Source organism: Novosphingobium sp. BL-S-20, from assembly GCF_055521635.1.
In genome coordinates this window covers 1,722,994-1,739,329 of sequence record NZ_CM145494.1, presented here as the reverse complement: position 1 = coordinate 1,739,329, position 16,336 = coordinate 1,722,994, and the positions used below count along the sequence as shown (strand labels likewise).

The following is a 16,336-nucleotide window of genomic DNA, read 5'->3' as shown; positions in this document are numbered from 1 at the left end:
TATTCTGCCTCGTTTTCGCTGCATGTTTAGGGCCACGGTTCCGGCGAGGCAATCTTCTTGTTGGTCCCTGCTGCCTTGCGGTTACTGGACCTTGAGCGACCGGAAATGCGAGCGCATGTCGCTTGAATGATCGCGCTACGGGCACGCCCGTGTTGAGGCGGCACATTTGCGCGAGTGGAGCCCTGCATTGAACAACGCATTTACGTCCTATGGTAAAGATGACGTCCGGTTGCTGATCGAGCGATATCCGCTGGCCTGCGTGCAGTCCTGCGATCCGGAAGGCCACCTTCCCACGTCTTTGCTGCCGCTCATCGGCGAATATGACGCCGAGGGAAGGCTTGCCGCGTTGATCGGGCATATGGCGCGGCACAATCCGCTGCACGCGGCCCTGCAGGCCGATCCCCGCGTCCACCTGCTGTTCACCGGACCGCAGGCCTATGTCTCGCCCGAACATGCCGGGCTGCGCGACTGGGCGCCGACCTGGAACTATGTGCAACTGCGTGTCGTCGCCGATCTGCATTTCGACGAGGCCCTGACCGGGCCTGCGCTCGACATCCTGACGGAAAGCATGGAGCGTGGTCGTTCGTCGCCCTGGCACAAGGGGGAACTGGGCGAGCGCCACGCCCGGCTGGCAGGGGCCATCATCGGCTTTCGCGCCGATGTGCGATCCTGCAAGGGTGTCTTCAAGCTGGGGCAGGATGAGCGACCGGACGTTCTCGCCCATATCCTGAGCAGCCACCCCGATAGCGAACTGGTTGCGTGGATGCGCCGCTTTCAGGCCTGAACCCGATAGTGCAAGCCCGCTTTGTCCGGCGTTCTGCGGGAAGGGCAGGGGCGGGCTTTCGGCCCGCGCCCTGCCGCCCGGTCAGACTGCCATCCGGTCAGAATTCGACGGTCGCGGACGTCTTGAAGACGCGAGGCATGCCCTGCACCAGATATCCTCCGAGCGAGGAAGCCCAGTAACCCTTGTTCGCGACGTTATCGACGTTGAAGCGGAACGTGACAGGCTTGTCCGCGATGGCGACGACATAGCGGGCGCCAAGATCGAAACGGGTCCATTCCGGCAATTCCAGCGTATTGGTGAGGTTCACCATCTGCCGTCCCGTCTGCATCACCCGGCCGGTCAGGGTAACGCCCGGCAGGAAGGCCAGGTCCCATTCGACGTTGGCATTGGCGGTATATTCGGGAACGCCGATCGCATCGTTGCCGTCGGTCGCGTTGTTGGTGGTACGGCGCTGCTTCGCATCCGTCACCGATACGCCCGCGATCACCCGCAGGCCCGGCGCCGGTTCGCCGTCCAGGCTGAGTTCGACGCCCTTGTTGCGCTGCTGACCGTTGACCGTGAAGAGTGTACCTTCCGGCGTCACTTCGTTGAGCGTCTGGGGTCGATCGGTCTGGAACAAGGCCAGCGATGCGTTGAAGCGGCCCATCGCCAGCTTGCCGCCCACTTCGTACTGAACGGTCTTGTAGGGCGGGAAGACTTCGCCGACATTGATCGTTCCGGAGCCGGCAACCGGGCCTTGGGCAAGACCTTCGATCCGGTTCGCATAGAGCGAGACCTGCTCCGTAGGCCGCACGACCAGGCCCACCACCGGCGTCGTGGCGCTTTCCTTGTAGCGACTGGTCCGCACGCCCGTTGTGATGTTGTAGGCGCGGTAGAAGATCGTCTGGTGTCGCAGGCCAAGCGTCAGTTCCACCAAGCCGTCAAAGGCGCCGACGGTATCAGACGCGAAGAGGCTGGAGAGGCGCGTGCGGTTGGCGGGATTCGGGTCGTCCAGGTCTCCCGCCCGCAGCCGGGTGAAGCTGGGAATGGCGACCTGCACCGGATCGTAGAGATTGTTGCCGTTGAGGGCATTGCGGGTCGACGGTCCGAATTCGTAGGCATTGCGATTGATGTAGCGGCTATGCGAACCGCCGAGATTGATCTCGTGGGTGAGCGGTCCGGTCGCGAACTTGCCCCGGATGCCGGTCTGGGCCGATTCGTTATTGTCGTTGCGCGGGATGCGCGAACCTGTGACGAAAGCGGCGCCGGTGGCTGCATCGGTCACCTGAAGCCCCTGATAGACCCCGCGCTCCGCGGTATCCCGCGCGCCGCCTGCGGCGTAGAACAGGAAATCGTCGGTGATGTCATATTCGAACTTCACGATGCCGAACACGTCGCGGATCGTGGTGTAGTTCCACTCCTGTCCGTAATTGGTGTCGGCATCGGGAGCATCCGGCACTGCCGAGACGCCGTTCAACTGGACCATCGGCCGCATGTGCCTCACCTTGACGCGCTGATAGGCAAGATCGAGCGAAAGCCGTGCACGCTCGCCGCGCCAGTCGAAGGCGGCGCCGGTCACCACCGAACTGCGGTATTCGCCGTCGATGGCCGTATCGCCGCCGCGTGCAGCCCCGTTTATGCGGATGCCGAATTGTCCCTGGTCGCCGAAACGGCGGCCGAAGTCGAACGCCCCGCCGAAATGGGCATCGGACTGGTAGTTGGCCGTGATCCGGCTGATCGGCTGGTCCTTGGCCCGCTTGGGCTGGAGGTTGACGGTGCCGCCCAGCGCCGTGCCGCCGGGCGCTGCGCCGAACAGGAAGGCGCTGGCGCCGTTCAGGATCTGCACCTGATCGTAAAGCTCGGGCGAAACCAGCTGGCGCGGGGTGATGCCGTAAAGCCCGTCGATGGCGATATCCTCACCGTAAAGCGGGAAACCGCGAATGACGAACTGTTCCGAGGCATTGCCTGAGCCCAGCGAGGTGCGAACCGAGGGATCGTTTTCCAGCACCTGGCCCAAGGTAAGAGGCTGCTGGTTCAGGATCAGCGTCTCGCTGTAACTCTTGATCGCAAACGGCACCTGCAGTGCATCCTTGTCGCCAAGAACGCCCAGGCTGCCCTTGCGCAGGACTTGCGTCTCGTTTTCGCGCTGCGCGGTGACGACGATGTCCTCGGCAGCGGACACGCTCTGGGCTACGGCAGGCATTCCTGACACGAGAGCCAGCCCGGCGGGCACGAGTGTCAGACCTTTACTGCATATGCGAATGCGTATCATTTTCACTTTATCCCTGCGATCGCCCGATTCGTTTTGCCATAGCCATGTCGGGGGATTTCCGATCCGCCCTATGTCCGCCTTCGGCCGAAATGCAAAGTTCCAGTTTTCAACAGCCGACGGGTCCAAGATCGCAAGCTCATCCGGCGGCTCCCAAGATCGATCCATCGCGGCCCGTCCGCTGGGCCGGAGAGCAGCTTAGAGCTTGCTTTAGGAGAACTCATACAAGCGTCCGGATAACTCTATTGAATCGGTTGAGAATGAAAGGGATTACCCCCGCATCGCCGCAAGGCCTTGGCAAAGGGGGTTTGGTTGAAGTCTGGTCGTTTGTTCCGTCGGGGCCGTTGCGGCCGTCTTGATGCTCTTGCCGGTGCTGTCTCCGTGCTGGCGATGGGGATGGCGTCCCCGGCTCTGGCCGCCGATTCAGTCGCAGATGAAGGCGCCGATCCAGCTACCGCTGCAGGGGCCGAAGTCAGCGAGATCACCGTCACCGCGCGCTATCGCAACGAAAGCGCACAGAAAGTGCCGATCGCCATCAGCACCATCACCGGCGAGCAGTTCTCGGCGCAGGGCGCGACCACGCTCAAGCAGGTTCTCCAGCAGCTTCCAAGCCTCAATATCCAGGGCTTCAGTGGGCGCAACCAGACGATCACCGTGCGCGGCATCGGCACCAATGCGGGCGGCACCAACGACGGTCTGGAGCAGGGCGTCGGCCTCTATATCGACGGCGTTTACCGTCCACGCACCGGCTCGGTCATCACCGATCTCATGGACGTGGAGAGCATCCAGCTTCTGCGCGGACCGCAGGGCACACTGTTCGGCAAGAACGTCGTGGCCGGTGCGCTCGATGTCAGGACGCGCGAACCCGCTTTCGATCAGGAAGCCCGCGGCGAGATCACCTATGGCAATCGCAATCAGTTTCGCGGTTATGTCGCGCTGAACTCGACGATCGGCGACGATATCGCCTTCCGCGTCAGCTACCTGCGATCGAGCCGCGACGGCCTGATCTACAATACGACCTATCGCAAGGACTGGGACACCCAGGACAATCACGCGGCCAAGTTCGACCTGCTCTACAAGCCCGCGGACAACTTCAAGCTGCGCTTCATCGCCGATTACAGCATCCAGAAGGGCGACATGGGCTTCCAGGTCGTCTCGGGCGTATTGCCGACCACGCTGACCAACGGGGCCGAGGTGCGCGGGTTCTATCGCAGGGCGGCGGATGTCGGGTACACGCCGAGCACAGTCGACGCCTTTGCGCGAACGACCGACATCGATTCCTCCCAATATGACGAAATGCCGAGTTGGGGACTCCAGACCCGCGCGGACTGGGATGTCGGTCCGGTCTCGCTGACCTCGATCACCGCCTATCGCAACTGGAAGTGGATTCCCAACTACGACGGCGACCAGATCGGCGCCAATGTCATCACTTACAGTGTGGTCGATACCGATCAGCAGCAGTTCAGCCAGGAATTCCGCGTCGCCTCGAACGGCGAGAAGACCATCGACTACACCGCCGGTCTCTATTTCTTCTGGCAGGAGGCAGACGACAAGGTGGTCCAGACTTATGGCCGCGACGCAGCGGCCTGGCTGCTCACCGGCAACACGCCCGCCGCTTCGGTCTCGGCGATCCCGGCGGCGGCGCTGGAAGGGGTGACGTCCTTCGCCCATGTCGTGCCTGCAACTTACAGCTATGCGGCCTATGGACAGGCGACCTGGAACATCTCGCCGGTGTTCCGCCTGACCGGCGGCTTGCGCTATACTTACGAGCACAAGACGGGCCTCTACGATGCCGGCCTGCGCGGCGATTTCGCGCCGATCGACAGTTTCGCACCGGCACTTCAGGCCACGATCGCCGCCACCCGCGCCAGCCTGGCGCCCACCTCTGCCTACAAGGCTTCGAACAATACCGACAATCTTTCCGGTACCCTGATCGCGGCTTACGACCTGGACGACAACCTGCACGGCTATGCCTCCTACTCGCGCGGTTTCAAGTCGCCCGGCATCAACCTTGTCCGTCAGTCGCTGGGCGTCGACATCTTCGTGAAGCCGGAGAAAGTGGACAATTACGAAATCGGCCTGAAGAGCCGCCTGCTTGGCGGCAAGGCGGAACTGAACGTCTCGCTGTTCTGGGCCGATATCGCCAATTACCAGGCGAACTACGTCAACAATGCCGTGACCCCGGCGGTCGGCTATATCACCAATGTCGGCACCGTGCGTTCGCGCGGCGTGGAACTGGACGCCCGCCTCAGCCCGTTCGACGGCCTCTCGCTGGGCCTCGCGGGAACCTACAACGATGCGGAGTATCGTTCCTACAAGAACGCCCCCGCACAGTACCTCAACAGCTACCTCGGCGTGATCGATCTTTCTGGGCGCCGCGCTTCGGGCGCCCCGCGCCTCGCGGCGACCGGCAACGGCGAATACACGTTCGATGCCGGGAACGCGAAAGTCTACCTCGGCGGCGATGTCAGCTATCGCTCGGGCTATTACGCGGCGGTCAATCTCGATCCCTATTCCTGGGTGCCGAAATCGACCCTCGTGGGCCTGCACGCGGGCGTGCGCAGCCAGGACGAGCGCTGGGATGTCTCGGTCTGGGTCCGCAACCTCTTCGACGAGAGCTACTACAACACCAAGACCGTCTACGGCCAGTTCGGCGTCGTTCTCGCCGCGCTCGGCGACCCACGCCTCTTCGGCGTGACGCTCAAGGGCCGCATCTGATGCGCGCGCCCTCCATCATCGCAAAGGAGCAGAGATCATGACCAGGCGCACCCTCAAGCTCGGCCTCGTCCCCACCGGCGTCGGTGGGCCGGGCCAGCACAACCGCTGGCTCGACCCGGAAATCCCGGCGGATGCGAGCGTCAACATCGGCTGGTACATCGACGCCGTGCGCAAGGCAGAAGGCGCGAAGTTCGATTTCGTCTTCATCGTCGACAGCCAGTTCATCACACCGGATTCGCCGCCGCACTACCTGAACCGGCTCGAACCGCTGACCCTGCTTTCCGCGCTTGCGGTGGCGACCAGCCATATTGGCCTCGTCGGCACTGCGACCACCTCGTTCAACGCGCCCTTCAACCTTGCGCGCCGTTTCGCCTCGCTCGATCTCATCAGTGGCGGGCGCGCGGGCTGGAATGTCGTGACCAGCGGCGATGCCGGGGCGGCAGGCAATTTCGGCCTCGACGAGCACTACGACTACGAGACCCGCTATGGCCGGGCCCACGAATATCTCGATGTCGTCCACGGTCTCTGGCGCTCCTACGAGGACGATGCACTGCCGCGCGACCGCGAGAGCGGCGTGTTCCTCGACAAGGACAAGCTCCACGCGCTGAACCACAAGGGCCAGCACTTCTCGGTGGCGGGGCCGCTCAACATCCAGCGCTCGCCGCAGGGGGAGCCGGTGATCTTCCAGGCGGGCGACTCCGATCAGGGCCGCGACCTCGGCGCGCAGACCGCCGATGCGATCTTCACCCATGCCGCAACGATCGAGGACGGCAAGGCCTTCTACGCCGACATCGCCCGCCGCGCCGAAGCGGCCGGACGCAATCCGGACGATGTCATCATCCTGCCGGGCGTCAGCGTCTTCGTAGGCGACACGGACGAGGATGCGCGCGGCATCGAACAGGCGCACAAGCTGGCGGACCATAGCTTCGAGCAGGCCCTGAACGAGTTCGGACGGTCGTTCGGTTGGCACGATTTCCGCCAGTACGACCTCGACGCCCCGTTCCCCGTGCAGGCGCTCGAACATGCTCGCCGCAGCTTCTTCACGCAGGCGAAGAAGCTCACCGACCTTGCCGTGGCGCGCGGGCTGACCTTGCGCGAGACCGTGGAACTGGTGCGGGCGGGGCATCGCAGCCCCTTCGTCGGCAGCGCCCGCACCGTCGCGGATACGATCATCCGCTGGTTCGAGGAACGCGCGCTCGACGGGCTCAATGTCATGCTCGGCCATCCCGACCAGTTCGATCGCTTCGTGAACGAAGTCGTGCCGCTGCTTCAGGAAGCGGGCGTATTCCGCGAATACTACGAGGGCACCACTTTGCGCGACCACCTCGGTCTGCCGAAGCCCGCCAATGTGCGTGCTCCCGCGCAGACGCCGCGCGAACCGGCGCTCACCGCATGAGGCAGGAGGCGGGGAGATACGTGCGGCGACTGTTCACCATACTGGCGGCGGGCCTGCTCGTCGCCGGATGCGGCGGTTCGGGCAAGCAGGAGGCCGGGCACAGCAAGCTGCGCTGGGCCTTCATGCTGCCCACTTCGTGGGACCCGGTGACGAGCCGGACCGGCGCCGACATCAACACGATCAGCCTGGCCTATGCCTCGCTCACCCGCCTCGACAAGCAGGGCGAAGCGCAACCCGGCCTCGCACAGAAGTGGCGCTTTTCCGAGGACGGCAAGGCGCTGACTTTCGATCTGCGCAAGGGCCTGACCTTCTCGGACGGCACCGTGCTCGATGCAGCGGCGGTCAAGGCGTTCTACGACCGGGCGCTGACCCAGAAGGATTCCTTCATCAAACGCGACCTTGGCGGGGTCGAGAGCGTTTCAGCCGATGGCCCGCTGGTGGTGAGCTTCCATTTGCGGGAACCGGACTATCAACTCCCCTATATTCTCGCGGGACGGGTCGGCGCTATCGCCAGCCCGACTGCTGCGGCGAAGGACAAGGCCAAGCTGGCGCTCTGGCCAGTGGGTGCGGGGCCGTTCCGCATCACCGAATTCGTGCCGGAATCGCATGCCTACTTCGAGAAGAATCCCGGTTACTGGGACGCGGCAAACATCCACATCGACCGTTTCGAACTGACCAACTCCCCCGACCCGGCAACAGTGATCGCGGCTCTGCTCTCGGGTTCGATCGACGTTGCCGGGCGCATTCCTCCGCGCCGCGTGGCAGAGGCGAAGGGCAGGGGGCTGACGGTCGCCATCGCGCCTTCGCTCAATGTCCGTGACGTTTCGATCAATCGTAACCGGCCCCCGTTCGATAACCCCAAAGTGGTCGAAGCGCTGCGTTATGCCTTCGACCGGGAGGAGTTCGTCAGAACCATCACCACGGGTCTGGCTACGGTATCCCGCCAGCCGTTCCCACGAGGAAACGCCGCGTTCGATCCAGGCACCGAAAAGCTCTGGGGCCATGATCCGGACAAGGCCCGTGCACTGCTGCGCGAAGCCGGATATGCGCCGGGAGCGCTGTCTATCGAGATCGCGGTCAACCCGGCGATGAATGATGGTCTGCCCGAACTCGTGCAGACGCAGCTTGCGCGGATCGGCGTGAAATCGACACTGCGGATCGTTCCTCCCGGTTCTTCCACCTGGCAGAGCGAAGTCTACATCGCCAAGCGCCCCGCCCTCGCGCTCGATGGCACCATCGGCCGGGAATCCCCGGTGCAGAACCTGCTGGCGACGTATGGCCCGGAAGGGATCATGAACCTTAGCGGGCCTTATGCGGCGCCTGCATTTCTCCAGGCACTGGATGCGGTGCGTCGAACGCCGACGAACGATCCCGCCTATTCGGCGCGCCTCCACGCGGCCGTCCGCGCCGGGGTGGAGCAGTCACCGAGCAATTACCTCTACAGCGAGCCGTGGATCGTCGGGGCGAGAGCCGGCGTAAAGCATCTCAACATCCTGCCTTCGCAAATCCGCTGGGAAGGGGTGACCGTCGAATGACCGCGCCTGCGCTATCCGCCGGTTTCGGCCATCCCTGGACCGTGCGCCTGCGCCATGGCCGGGCCTTTTTGAACTTTGCCGGTTCGACTCTGCTGATCGCGGTTCCGGTGTTCTTCCTGGCCACGCTCATCACGTTCCTGCTAGGCGTGGCGAGCGGGCTGGACCCGGCTGCGGCTCTTGCCGGAGACAATCCGACGCCGGAAATGGTGGCGCAACTTCGAGCGCAGTTCGGCCTCGATCGCCCGATTCCCATCCAGTACCTCGACTGGATGAGCGGGGTGCTGCGCGGCGATCTCGGCACCTCATGGTTCAACGGCGTTCCCGTCACCGAGCTGATCCTCCAGCGCCTGCCTGTCAGCCTGTCCATCGCAGGCGGTGCGCTGCTGATCGGCGTGGTGCTGGGCACCATGCTCGGGATCGCGTCCGCGGCGAGGGCAGGGGGCTGGCTGGACCGGGCCGTGACGGTCTTCGCCTCGACCGCCGCATCGCTGCCGCCCTTCGTCGTCGCCATCGCGATGATTCTGCTGTTCAGCCTATGGCTCGAACTGCTGCCCTCCGCAGGTTACGTTCCGCCCTCGGACGACCTGGCGGGTTGGCTGCGCTCGATCGCGATCCCGGCCATGGCGCTCAGCGTGGACGTCGTGGCGGAAGTCGCGCGGCAGCTTCGCACCGGGCTCGTCACCGCGCTTTCGGAGAACTATGTGACCGGCGCGATCATTCGCGGACTGTCGCCCCGGCGTATCCTTTTCGTCCATGCCCTACGCAACGGTGCCGGTCCGGCGCTGTCGATCCTGGCGCTGCGCGTGCCGATGCTGATCGGCGGGGCGGTGGTGAGTGAGGCGATCTTCAACATGCCCGGCATGGGCCGTCTCGCGGCCGATTCCGCACTGCGCGGCGATGTGCCGGTGGTGCAGGGAACGCTGGTCGTCTCGATCGTGCTGGTGCTCGCCAGCAACCTCCTCATCAACGTGCTGCTGGGCGTGCTCCAGCCGGCCTCGCGCCGCAGGAGCTGACCTGATGGCCCTTCTTCGAAATGCGCCGCTGGCGCTTCTTCTCGGTATCAGCATGCTGGCCGCCTGCGGTCCCTTCATCGCGCCGCACGATCCGCTTGCGCAGGATACCGCCGCAATCCTGCAAGGTCCCGGCGCGACCTATTGGCTGGGCACCGATGCTCTCGGGCGGGACGTGTTGAGCCGCCTGCTGGCGGGATCGACGGTTTCGGTCCTCGCTGCCGTCCTGTCGGTGGGCGTGGCGCTGGCGCTCGGCGTCGTGCCGGGCATGCTCTCGGTCTTCCTCGGCCGGCGGGCGGAGTGGCTCAGCCTGCGATTGGTCGATGCGCTCATCATGCTGCCGTTCCTGGTCTTCGCCATCGCGATGACGGCGATGCTCGGCAACGGCCTGGTCCAGGCGATGTTCGCGGTCGGCATCCTCATCGCGCCTGCCTTCTACCGCGTGAGCCGCGCCGCCGCGCTCGCCGTCGCCAATGCCGACTATATCGAGGCGGCGCGGCTGAACGGCGCCTCCACTGCCTGGGTGATCCGCCGTCATGTCCTGGGCAAAGTGCTTCCCGCCGTGGCCGTGACGACCGCCTCGATGACCGGCGCCTGCCTGTCGATCGTCGCCTCGCTGACGTTCCTCGGCATCGGCGTCGTGCCGCCCGACCCGACCTGGGGCGGCGAACTCGCGAGCGATCTGACCACCCTCTACGACCGCCCCTTCGGTCCCATCGCACCGGGGCTGCTGATCGTGGCGACCGTCTGGTCGCTCAATGCACTCGCGGACGCCTTGCGTCGCCGCGATGCGCACTCGCCGGAGGCAAAAGCATGACCCATCAAGGCAATGTCATCACTTTCGAACCGCGCGTACCCCCAGCTCCGGCGCCGCCATTGCTTTCCGTGCGCGGACTGACCATCGCCGCAGCCGATGGCCGAACGCTGGTGCAGGGTGCCGACTTCGACGTGCCGCAGGGTGGCACACTCGGCATCGTCGGCGAATCCGGAAGCGGCAAGTCGCTCACCTGCCGCGCAATTCTGGGCGTGCTGCCGGTGGGAACCGTCGTCGCATCGGGTACGATCCGCTTTGCAGATACCGACCTGTCGCGCCTCGACGAAAAGAGCTGGCAACGCCTCCGCGGCACACAGCTCAGCGCCGTGTTCCAGGACGCGGGTTCCTATCTCAACCCATCGATCCCGATCGGACGCCAGATCGTCGAAGCCATGCGGGCGGTTCTCCCGGTCTCGCGCCGGCAAGCGAAGGCACGGGCGCTGACGCTCCTTGCCCGCGTCGGTTTCGCCGCGCCGGAAACGGTGTTCCGCCAATATCCCTTCGAGCTTTCGGGGGGCATGGTGCAGCGGGCACTGATCGCCGTGGCGGTCTGCGCCGGGCCGAGGCTGCTGATCGCGGACGAGGCGACCACCGCGCTCGACGTGACCGTACAGGCCGAAGTCCTGCGGCTGATCGAGGATCTGCGCCGAGAGCATGGCCTGACGCTTATCATGGTCTCGCACGATCTCGCGGTAGTGGCGCAGAGCTGCGACCAGGTGATCGTGATGCGCGGAGGTGAGATCGTCGAGGCAGGCCCGACACGCGAAGTGCTGGAACGCCCGCGCCATGCCTATACGCGCAGCCTGATCGAGACACACCATGCCTCGTCGCTGGAGACCGCCCGCAAGGTCGCGCCGGTGCAGGAGCGTACACCGATATTGAGCATTCGCGGGCTACGCTCGGGGTACGGCAAACGAACGATTCTGGACGGTATCGATCTCGACCTCGGGCGCGGAGAAATCCTCGGCCTGATCGGTGAGACCGGCTCCGGCAAGACCACGCTCTTGCGCTCGATCCTCGGCCTCGTACCACCCACCGCCGGTTCGATCGTGCTGGACGGCGAGCCGCTGGAGCGGCTGACGGGCTCCCGGCTTCAGGCCTTCCGCCGCACCAGCAAGCTCCAATATGCCTTCCAGGACCCGCTGCGCAGCCTCGATCCGGATATGACCATTTCCGGATCGGTGGGTGAGGGGCTCGACATTCGCGGCGGCATTGATCGCGTGGAACGGGCGCGCCGGGTCGACGCAGCATTGGAGGCTGCCGGCCTTGATCCCGCTTTGGGTACTCGTCTACCCCGACACCTTTCGGGCGGCCAGCGCCAGCGTGCCGTGATCGCGCGTGCGCTCGTGCTCGATCCGCGGGTTCTCCTGCTGGACGAGCCGGTCAGCGCGCTCGATGCGGTGAACCGCATCCACGTCCTGCGCCTGCTCGAAAGCCTCGCCCGCGAGCGCGGCATCGCCCAGATATTCATCTCGCACGACCTCGGTTCGGTGGCCGGGATTGCCCACCGGGTAGCGGTGCTCCATCGCGGCAAGCTGGTCGAACTTGGACCGACCGAGCAGGTGCTTTCGCACCCATCCCATCCCTACACCCGCACCCTGATCGCGGCGGCACCCCGTCTTGACGCTGCTGCCAGCGACGGGCTGCGGCTTTCTCCCACCAGCTTTTGAAAGGCATGACGATGGTACGCGAGAAACTGAAGTTCGGAGCGGTCCTGATCGGCGTCGGCGATGCGTCCGGCAAGGAGCTGTGGCGCGATCCGGCGATCCCGCTCAACGCCAGCGTCAATATCGACTGGTACATTCGCCAGGCGCGTGAGGCGGAGAAGGCGAAGTTCGATTTCGTCTTCATCGTCGACAGCCAGTACATCACCCCCGATTTTCCCAACCACCATCTCAACCGCCTGGAACCACTGACCCTGCTCTCGGCAGTGGCGACGGCGACGCGCACGATCGGCCTCGTGGCAACGATCAGCACGACCTACAGCGAACCTTTCGACATCGCCCGACGCCTCGCCTCGCTGGACCTCATCAGCAAGGGCAGGGCCGGTTGGAACATCGTCACCAGCCAGGATCCGGGCACCGCCGGAAACTTCAGCCGGACCGGGCATGGCGACTACGAGACCCGCTATCGCCGCGCGTCCGAAGCGGTGGAAGTCGTTCAGGGGTTATGGCAGTCCTACGAGGAAGGGGCCTTCGCCAAGAGCCGCCGGGCAGCACGATTCCTCGATCCGGCGAAGCAGCACCGCCTCGATCACCGCGGCGAGTTTTTCAGCGTCACGGGACCGCTCAACATCCAGCGCTCGCGACAGGGACAGCCGCCGCTGGTCCAGGCCGGGACCTCGCCGCAAGGCCGCGAGCTAAGCGCGGAAGCCGCCGATATCGTTTTCAGCTTCGCCCGCGATCAGACGGAAGCGCTGGAACTCGCCGCCGATGTCAGGGGGCGTGCAAGGCGGCTTGGCCGCGATCCGCAATCGATCCTGTTCATTCCCGCGCTCAGCGTAACGATCGCCGATAGCGACGAGGCCGCTCGCCGCAAGTTCGAGGCGCGCCAGTCTTCGGGCGACCTGCGCGCGCAGCTTGCCGCGCTGTCCCGCCAGTTCGGCGGGCACGATTTTTCGGGCTACGATCTCGATGCACCGTTCCCGGACGTTCCCCACCCAACCGAGGCGGCAGGCATTCGCCGGTTCCACGAAGACCTCGAAACCGCGCGGCGCGAAGGGCGGACCTTGCGGCAGGTACTGGCAAATGTCGGCACGGCCTGGCTGCGCCTTGCCGGATCGCCCACGACGATCGCCGACGAAATCGAGCGATGGTATCGCAGCGGCGCCGCCGACGGCTTCAACCTGTTCGTCCAGCATCCGGACGATTGGGCACGGTTCCGCGCGGAAGTCGTACCGATCCTCGTCGCGCGCGGCCTGTTCCGGAGCGAGTACGAGGCCGACACCTTGCGCGGAAATCTGGGGCTGGAGATACCGCGCAGCCGACATGCCGCAGACTACCGTCCCCTGGAACAGGGCGCTGCAGCCTGAACGGAAGAGACAATATCCGATCCGGCTGACCGTCTGAAGACATTTTGTCTTCGTGACACCCGGCTGAGGCCCCGCTAAGGCCTTGGCTCATGGGTATCCTGCGCGCTTATTTCCTGCGGCATTGCCGGCAAGCGCTCGTGCTCATGGCATTGGCGCTTTGCCTCAAGGCGTTCCTTCCGACCGGATTTATGCTCGGCCAGGATCATCGCGCCATCACTGTCGAGATCTGCCATGATGCGTCGGGCGGCAACGCAACGCTACAATTGCTAGTGCCGCTGAAATCCGGGCAGGATCGCCTTCCGGGAAAACCAGCGAAGGGCGAATGTCCCTTCGGCGCGCTGTCGATGGCCTCGCTCGGCGGCGCCGATCCCGTACTGCTTGCCTCTGCCATCGCATTCATCATCGCGCTGGGTTTCGCGCCTGTGCGCGCGGCGCCTGCCGACCGATCGACCTATCTTCGTCCCCCCTTGAGAGGCCCTCCGGCCTGAACCGATTGCCGCAGGCCGGGCCGTCCCCGGTGCCGGCCTGCCGTTCAACATTTCAGGTCATGCCTGCACGCCGCGAGATCGCGAGCGTGCAAACAACAGGGTTTTCGATGAAGACATCCATTCTCGCGGTCGCTGCCGCGCTTGCCTGCGCGCCCGCCACTCTCTCCGCTCAGGAGGCCGGGACAGACAATCCGTCGCCTGGCGATGCCGGCACACTTCCAGTCATTCATACCGATCTCAATTCGGCCGTGTGCAACATTGGCACCTCGCCGCTCAACGGCTCACAGCTTCAGGTCCATCGCATCCGGGAAGGGGCCGTCTCCAGCAGCGATACCGCCGCCATCCTTGCCGGTTTGCCCGGCGTGAGCGTCGCCACCGGCGGCGGCGTGTCTTCCATGCCCGCGCTGCGCGGTCTCAGCGAACAGCGGGTGCGGATCGTCGTCGACGGACTGCCGATCGACATGGCCTGCCCCAACGACATGAACCCGCCGCTGTCCTATACCGATCCTCAGACCGTCGGCTCGATCGCAGTCGTGCCGGGCGTTTCGCCGGTCAGCATGGGCGGGGACAATATCGCCGGGATCATCCGCGTCGAAAGCCGCATGCCGCGCTTTGCGGTGGAGGGCGGCATGCTGGTCGCGGGTGAGGCATCGAGCTTCTATCGCAGCAATGGCGACGGCTTCGGCGGGGCAGTATCGTTGACCATGGCAGGCCAGCGCCTGAGCGCGACCTACAGCGGTTCCTACACCCGCTCCGGCAATTATGACGGCGGTGGCAGCAAGGGCAGGGTGCTCTCCACCGAATTTGCCAAGACTGATCACCAACTTGCACTCGCGGCCCAGACCGGCGCGGGGCTGTTCGAAATCAAGGGCGGCTATCACTTCTCACCCTACGAAGCGTTTCCGAACCAGTACATGGACATGACCTCGAACAAGTCCTGGTTCGTCAACGGTCGTTATCGCGGCGTCTTCGCATGGGGCGATATCGATCTCACGGCGGGTTACCGCGACACCGACCACGAAATGGACTTCCTGGCCGACAAGCAGCCGGGGACAATGCCCATGAACACCGCAGTGCGCAGTTTCACCTCGGCGCTCAAAGCGGACCTGCCGCTCGGCCGCAGGGATACGCTGCGCGTCGGCGGGGATTTCCATCACGAATGGATGAACGACTGGTGGCCGCCGGTTTCGGGATCGATGATGATGGGGCCGAATGCCTATCTCAACGTCAACCACGGCAAGCGCGACCGCTTCGGTCTGTTCGGCGAATGGGAATCGCACTGGTCGGACAAGCTCTCCTCCCTGATCGGAGCGCGGTTCGACCGGGTGACGATGAACACCGGCGATGTCAGCCCTTACGGCAATGGGATGATGAACATGGACGATGCCATGGCCGCGGCGGCCTTCAACGCGGCCGATCGCCATCACGCCGACAACAACTGGAGCGCAACCGCGCTCGTAAGCTGGCAAGCATCGGATGTCGCCGCTATCGAACTGGGCTATGCCCGCAAGACCCGCTCGCCCAACCTCTACGAGCGCTATTCCTGGGGGCGCGGGGCGATGTCCAGCCAGATGATCGGCTGGTATGGCGACGGTAACGGCTATGTCGGCAATCCCGACCTCAAGCCCGAACGCGCGGATACCGTCAGTGCGGCGCTGCGCCTCACCGGAAAGGACGGCGCTGCGCTCAAGGTCTCACCCTATTATACCCGCGTGAACGACTACATCGACGCGATCCTCTTGCGGAACCTCACCGATATGATGGGCATGCCCAGCGGTTTCGTGCAGTTGCAGTTCGCCAATCAGGAGGCGGAATTCTACGGCGTGGATGCCAGTGCCAGCATTCCCCTTCGGCGCAGCGACCGGACCGAGACCAGTTTCACCGCTGGTGCAGCCTGGGTCCATGGCCGCAACCTCAGCGACGATGGGCCGCTCTACCGGCAGATGCCGTTCAACCTGAAGATGGGTATCGAGCATCGCAGCGGAGCCTTCGAAGCCGGAGCGGATGTCGAGTTTGTCGCCGAAAAGAACCGTGTCGACGCCACTCGCAACGAGCCGCGCACCGATAGCTACGCCCTTGTGAACCTGCGGGCTGCCTACATGCTGCCGGTGCTTCCCAAGGGTATCAAGCTGACTGTGGAAGCGAGAAACCTGTTCGACACCGGCTACTCGCTGCCGCTCGGTGGCGTGTCGCTGGGCGATTACGGCGCCACCGGCCTATTGCGGCCGGTTCCGGGCAAGGGGCGCTCGCTCGATTTCGGTCTGAGCACGCAGTTCTGAACCGCATGCCGGTGGCGGAACTGCCGCCACCGG

11 protein-coding genes are annotated in these 16,336 nt (G+C 64.7%); 10 read left to right on the top strand and 1 reads right to left on the bottom strand.

The features are described from left to right. Window positions 1-187: 187 nt before the first annotated feature. Window positions 188-784 carry an FMN-binding negative transcriptional regulator gene (locus ACZ1II_RS15905; RefSeq protein WP_465144611.1) on the top strand — a complete coding sequence of 199 codons (597 nt, stop codon included), beginning with the start codon at window positions 188-190 and terminating at the stop codon, window positions 782-784. A 97-nt stretch (window positions 785-881) separates the two neighbouring features. Here the strand turns inward: ACZ1II_RS15905 and ACZ1II_RS15900 are convergent, their stop codons facing one another. Beyond that, on the bottom strand, window positions 882-2,966 hold the full coding sequence (locus ACZ1II_RS15900) for a TonB-dependent receptor (RefSeq protein ID WP_465144610.1): 2,085 nt from the start codon (window positions 2,964-2,966) through the stop codon (window positions 882-884). A gap of 462 nt (window positions 2,967-3,428) precedes the next feature. On the opposite strand from ACZ1II_RS15900, the gene ACZ1II_RS15895 reads away from it, so the two are divergent. The 9 genes from ACZ1II_RS15895 to ACZ1II_RS15855 all read left to right on the top strand — a co-directional run bounded on the left by ACZ1II_RS15895 (window position 3,429) and on the right by ACZ1II_RS15855 (window position 16,303). Next, window positions 3,429-5,750, top strand: coding sequence for a TonB-dependent receptor (locus ACZ1II_RS15895; RefSeq protein ID WP_465144609.1), 2,322 nt, complete (start codon window positions 3,429-3,431; stop codon window positions 5,748-5,750). A gap of 37 nt (window positions 5,751-5,787) precedes the next feature. Then, window positions 5,788-7,146 carry an LLM class flavin-dependent oxidoreductase gene (locus ACZ1II_RS15890; RefSeq protein WP_465144608.1) on the top strand — a complete coding sequence of 453 codons (1,359 nt, stop codon included), beginning with the start codon at window positions 5,788-5,790 and terminating at the stop codon, window positions 7,144-7,146. A gap of 20 nt (window positions 7,147-7,166) precedes the next feature. Continuing rightward, window positions 7,167-8,681 carry an ABC transporter substrate-binding protein gene (locus ACZ1II_RS15885; RefSeq protein WP_465144607.1) on the top strand — a complete coding sequence of 505 codons (1,515 nt, stop codon included), beginning with the start codon at window positions 7,167-7,169 and terminating at the stop codon, window positions 8,679-8,681. Beyond that, window positions 8,678-9,694 carry an ABC transporter permease gene (locus ACZ1II_RS15880; protein WP_465144606.1) on the top strand — a complete coding sequence of 339 codons (1,017 nt, stop codon included), beginning with the start codon at window positions 8,678-8,680 and terminating at the stop codon, window positions 9,692-9,694. Before ACZ1II_RS15885 ends, ACZ1II_RS15880 begins: the two co-directional genes overlap by 4 nt. 4 nt (window positions 9,695-9,698) lie before the next feature. Continuing rightward, window positions 9,699-10,508, top strand: coding sequence for an ABC transporter permease (locus ACZ1II_RS15875; protein ID WP_465144605.1), 810 nt, complete (start codon window positions 9,699-9,701; stop codon window positions 10,506-10,508). After that, entirely contained in the window at window positions 10,505-12,175 is a 1,671-nt protein-coding gene (locus ACZ1II_RS15870; protein WP_465144604.1) for an ATP-binding cassette domain-containing protein, read from the top strand. Before ACZ1II_RS15875 ends, ACZ1II_RS15870 begins: the two co-directional genes overlap by 4 nt. Before the next feature lie 11 nt (window positions 12,176-12,186). After that, on the top strand, window positions 12,187-13,536 hold the full coding sequence (locus ACZ1II_RS15865) for an NtaA/DmoA family FMN-dependent monooxygenase (RefSeq protein WP_465144603.1): 1,350 nt from the start codon (window positions 12,187-12,189) through the stop codon (window positions 13,534-13,536). Between the two features lie 89 nt (window positions 13,537-13,625). Then, window positions 13,626-14,024, top strand: coding sequence for a hypothetical protein (locus tag ACZ1II_RS15860; RefSeq protein WP_465144602.1), 399 nt, complete (start codon window positions 13,626-13,628; stop codon window positions 14,022-14,024). A 107-nt stretch (window positions 14,025-14,131) separates the two neighbouring features. Beyond that, window positions 14,132-16,303, top strand: a complete 2,172-nt coding sequence (locus ACZ1II_RS15855; RefSeq protein WP_465144601.1) for a TonB-dependent receptor — start codon at window positions 14,132-14,134, stop codon at window positions 16,301-16,303. Window positions 16,304-16,336: the final 33 nt, after the last annotated feature.

Excerpts from the sequence above, each read along its gene's own strand:
- ACZ1II_RS15875 (WP_465144605.1), top strand. The coding sequence starts at position 9,699 with ATGGCCCTTCTTCGAAATGCGCCGCTGGCGCTTCTTCTCGGTATCAGC.
- ACZ1II_RS15855 (WP_465144601.1), top strand. The coding sequence starts at position 14,132 with ATGAAGACATCCATTCTCGCGGTCGCTGCCGCGCTTGCCTGCGCGCCC.
- ACZ1II_RS15900 (WP_465144610.1), bottom strand. The coding sequence starts at position 2,966 with ATGCCTGCCGTAGCCCAGAGCGTGTCCGCTGCCGAGGACATCGTCGTC.
- ACZ1II_RS15860 (WP_465144602.1), top strand. The coding sequence starts at position 13,626 with ATGGGTATCCTGCGCGCTTATTTCCTGCGGCATTGCCGGCAAGCGCTC.
- ACZ1II_RS15895 (WP_465144609.1), top strand. The coding sequence starts at position 3,429 with ATGGCGTCCCCGGCTCTGGCCGCCGATTCAGTCGCAGATGAAGGCGCC.
- ACZ1II_RS15865 (WP_465144603.1), top strand. The coding sequence starts at position 12,187 with ATGGTACGCGAGAAACTGAAGTTCGGAGCGGTCCTGATCGGCGTCGGC.
- ACZ1II_RS15880 (WP_465144606.1), top strand. The coding sequence starts at position 8,678 with ATGACCGCGCCTGCGCTATCCGCCGGTTTCGGCCATCCCTGGACCGTG.
- ACZ1II_RS15870 (WP_465144604.1), top strand. The coding sequence starts at position 10,505 with ATGACCCATCAAGGCAATGTCATCACTTTCGAACCGCGCGTACCCCCA.
- ACZ1II_RS15890 (WP_465144608.1), top strand. The coding sequence starts at position 5,788 with ATGACCAGGCGCACCCTCAAGCTCGGCCTCGTCCCCACCGGCGTCGGT.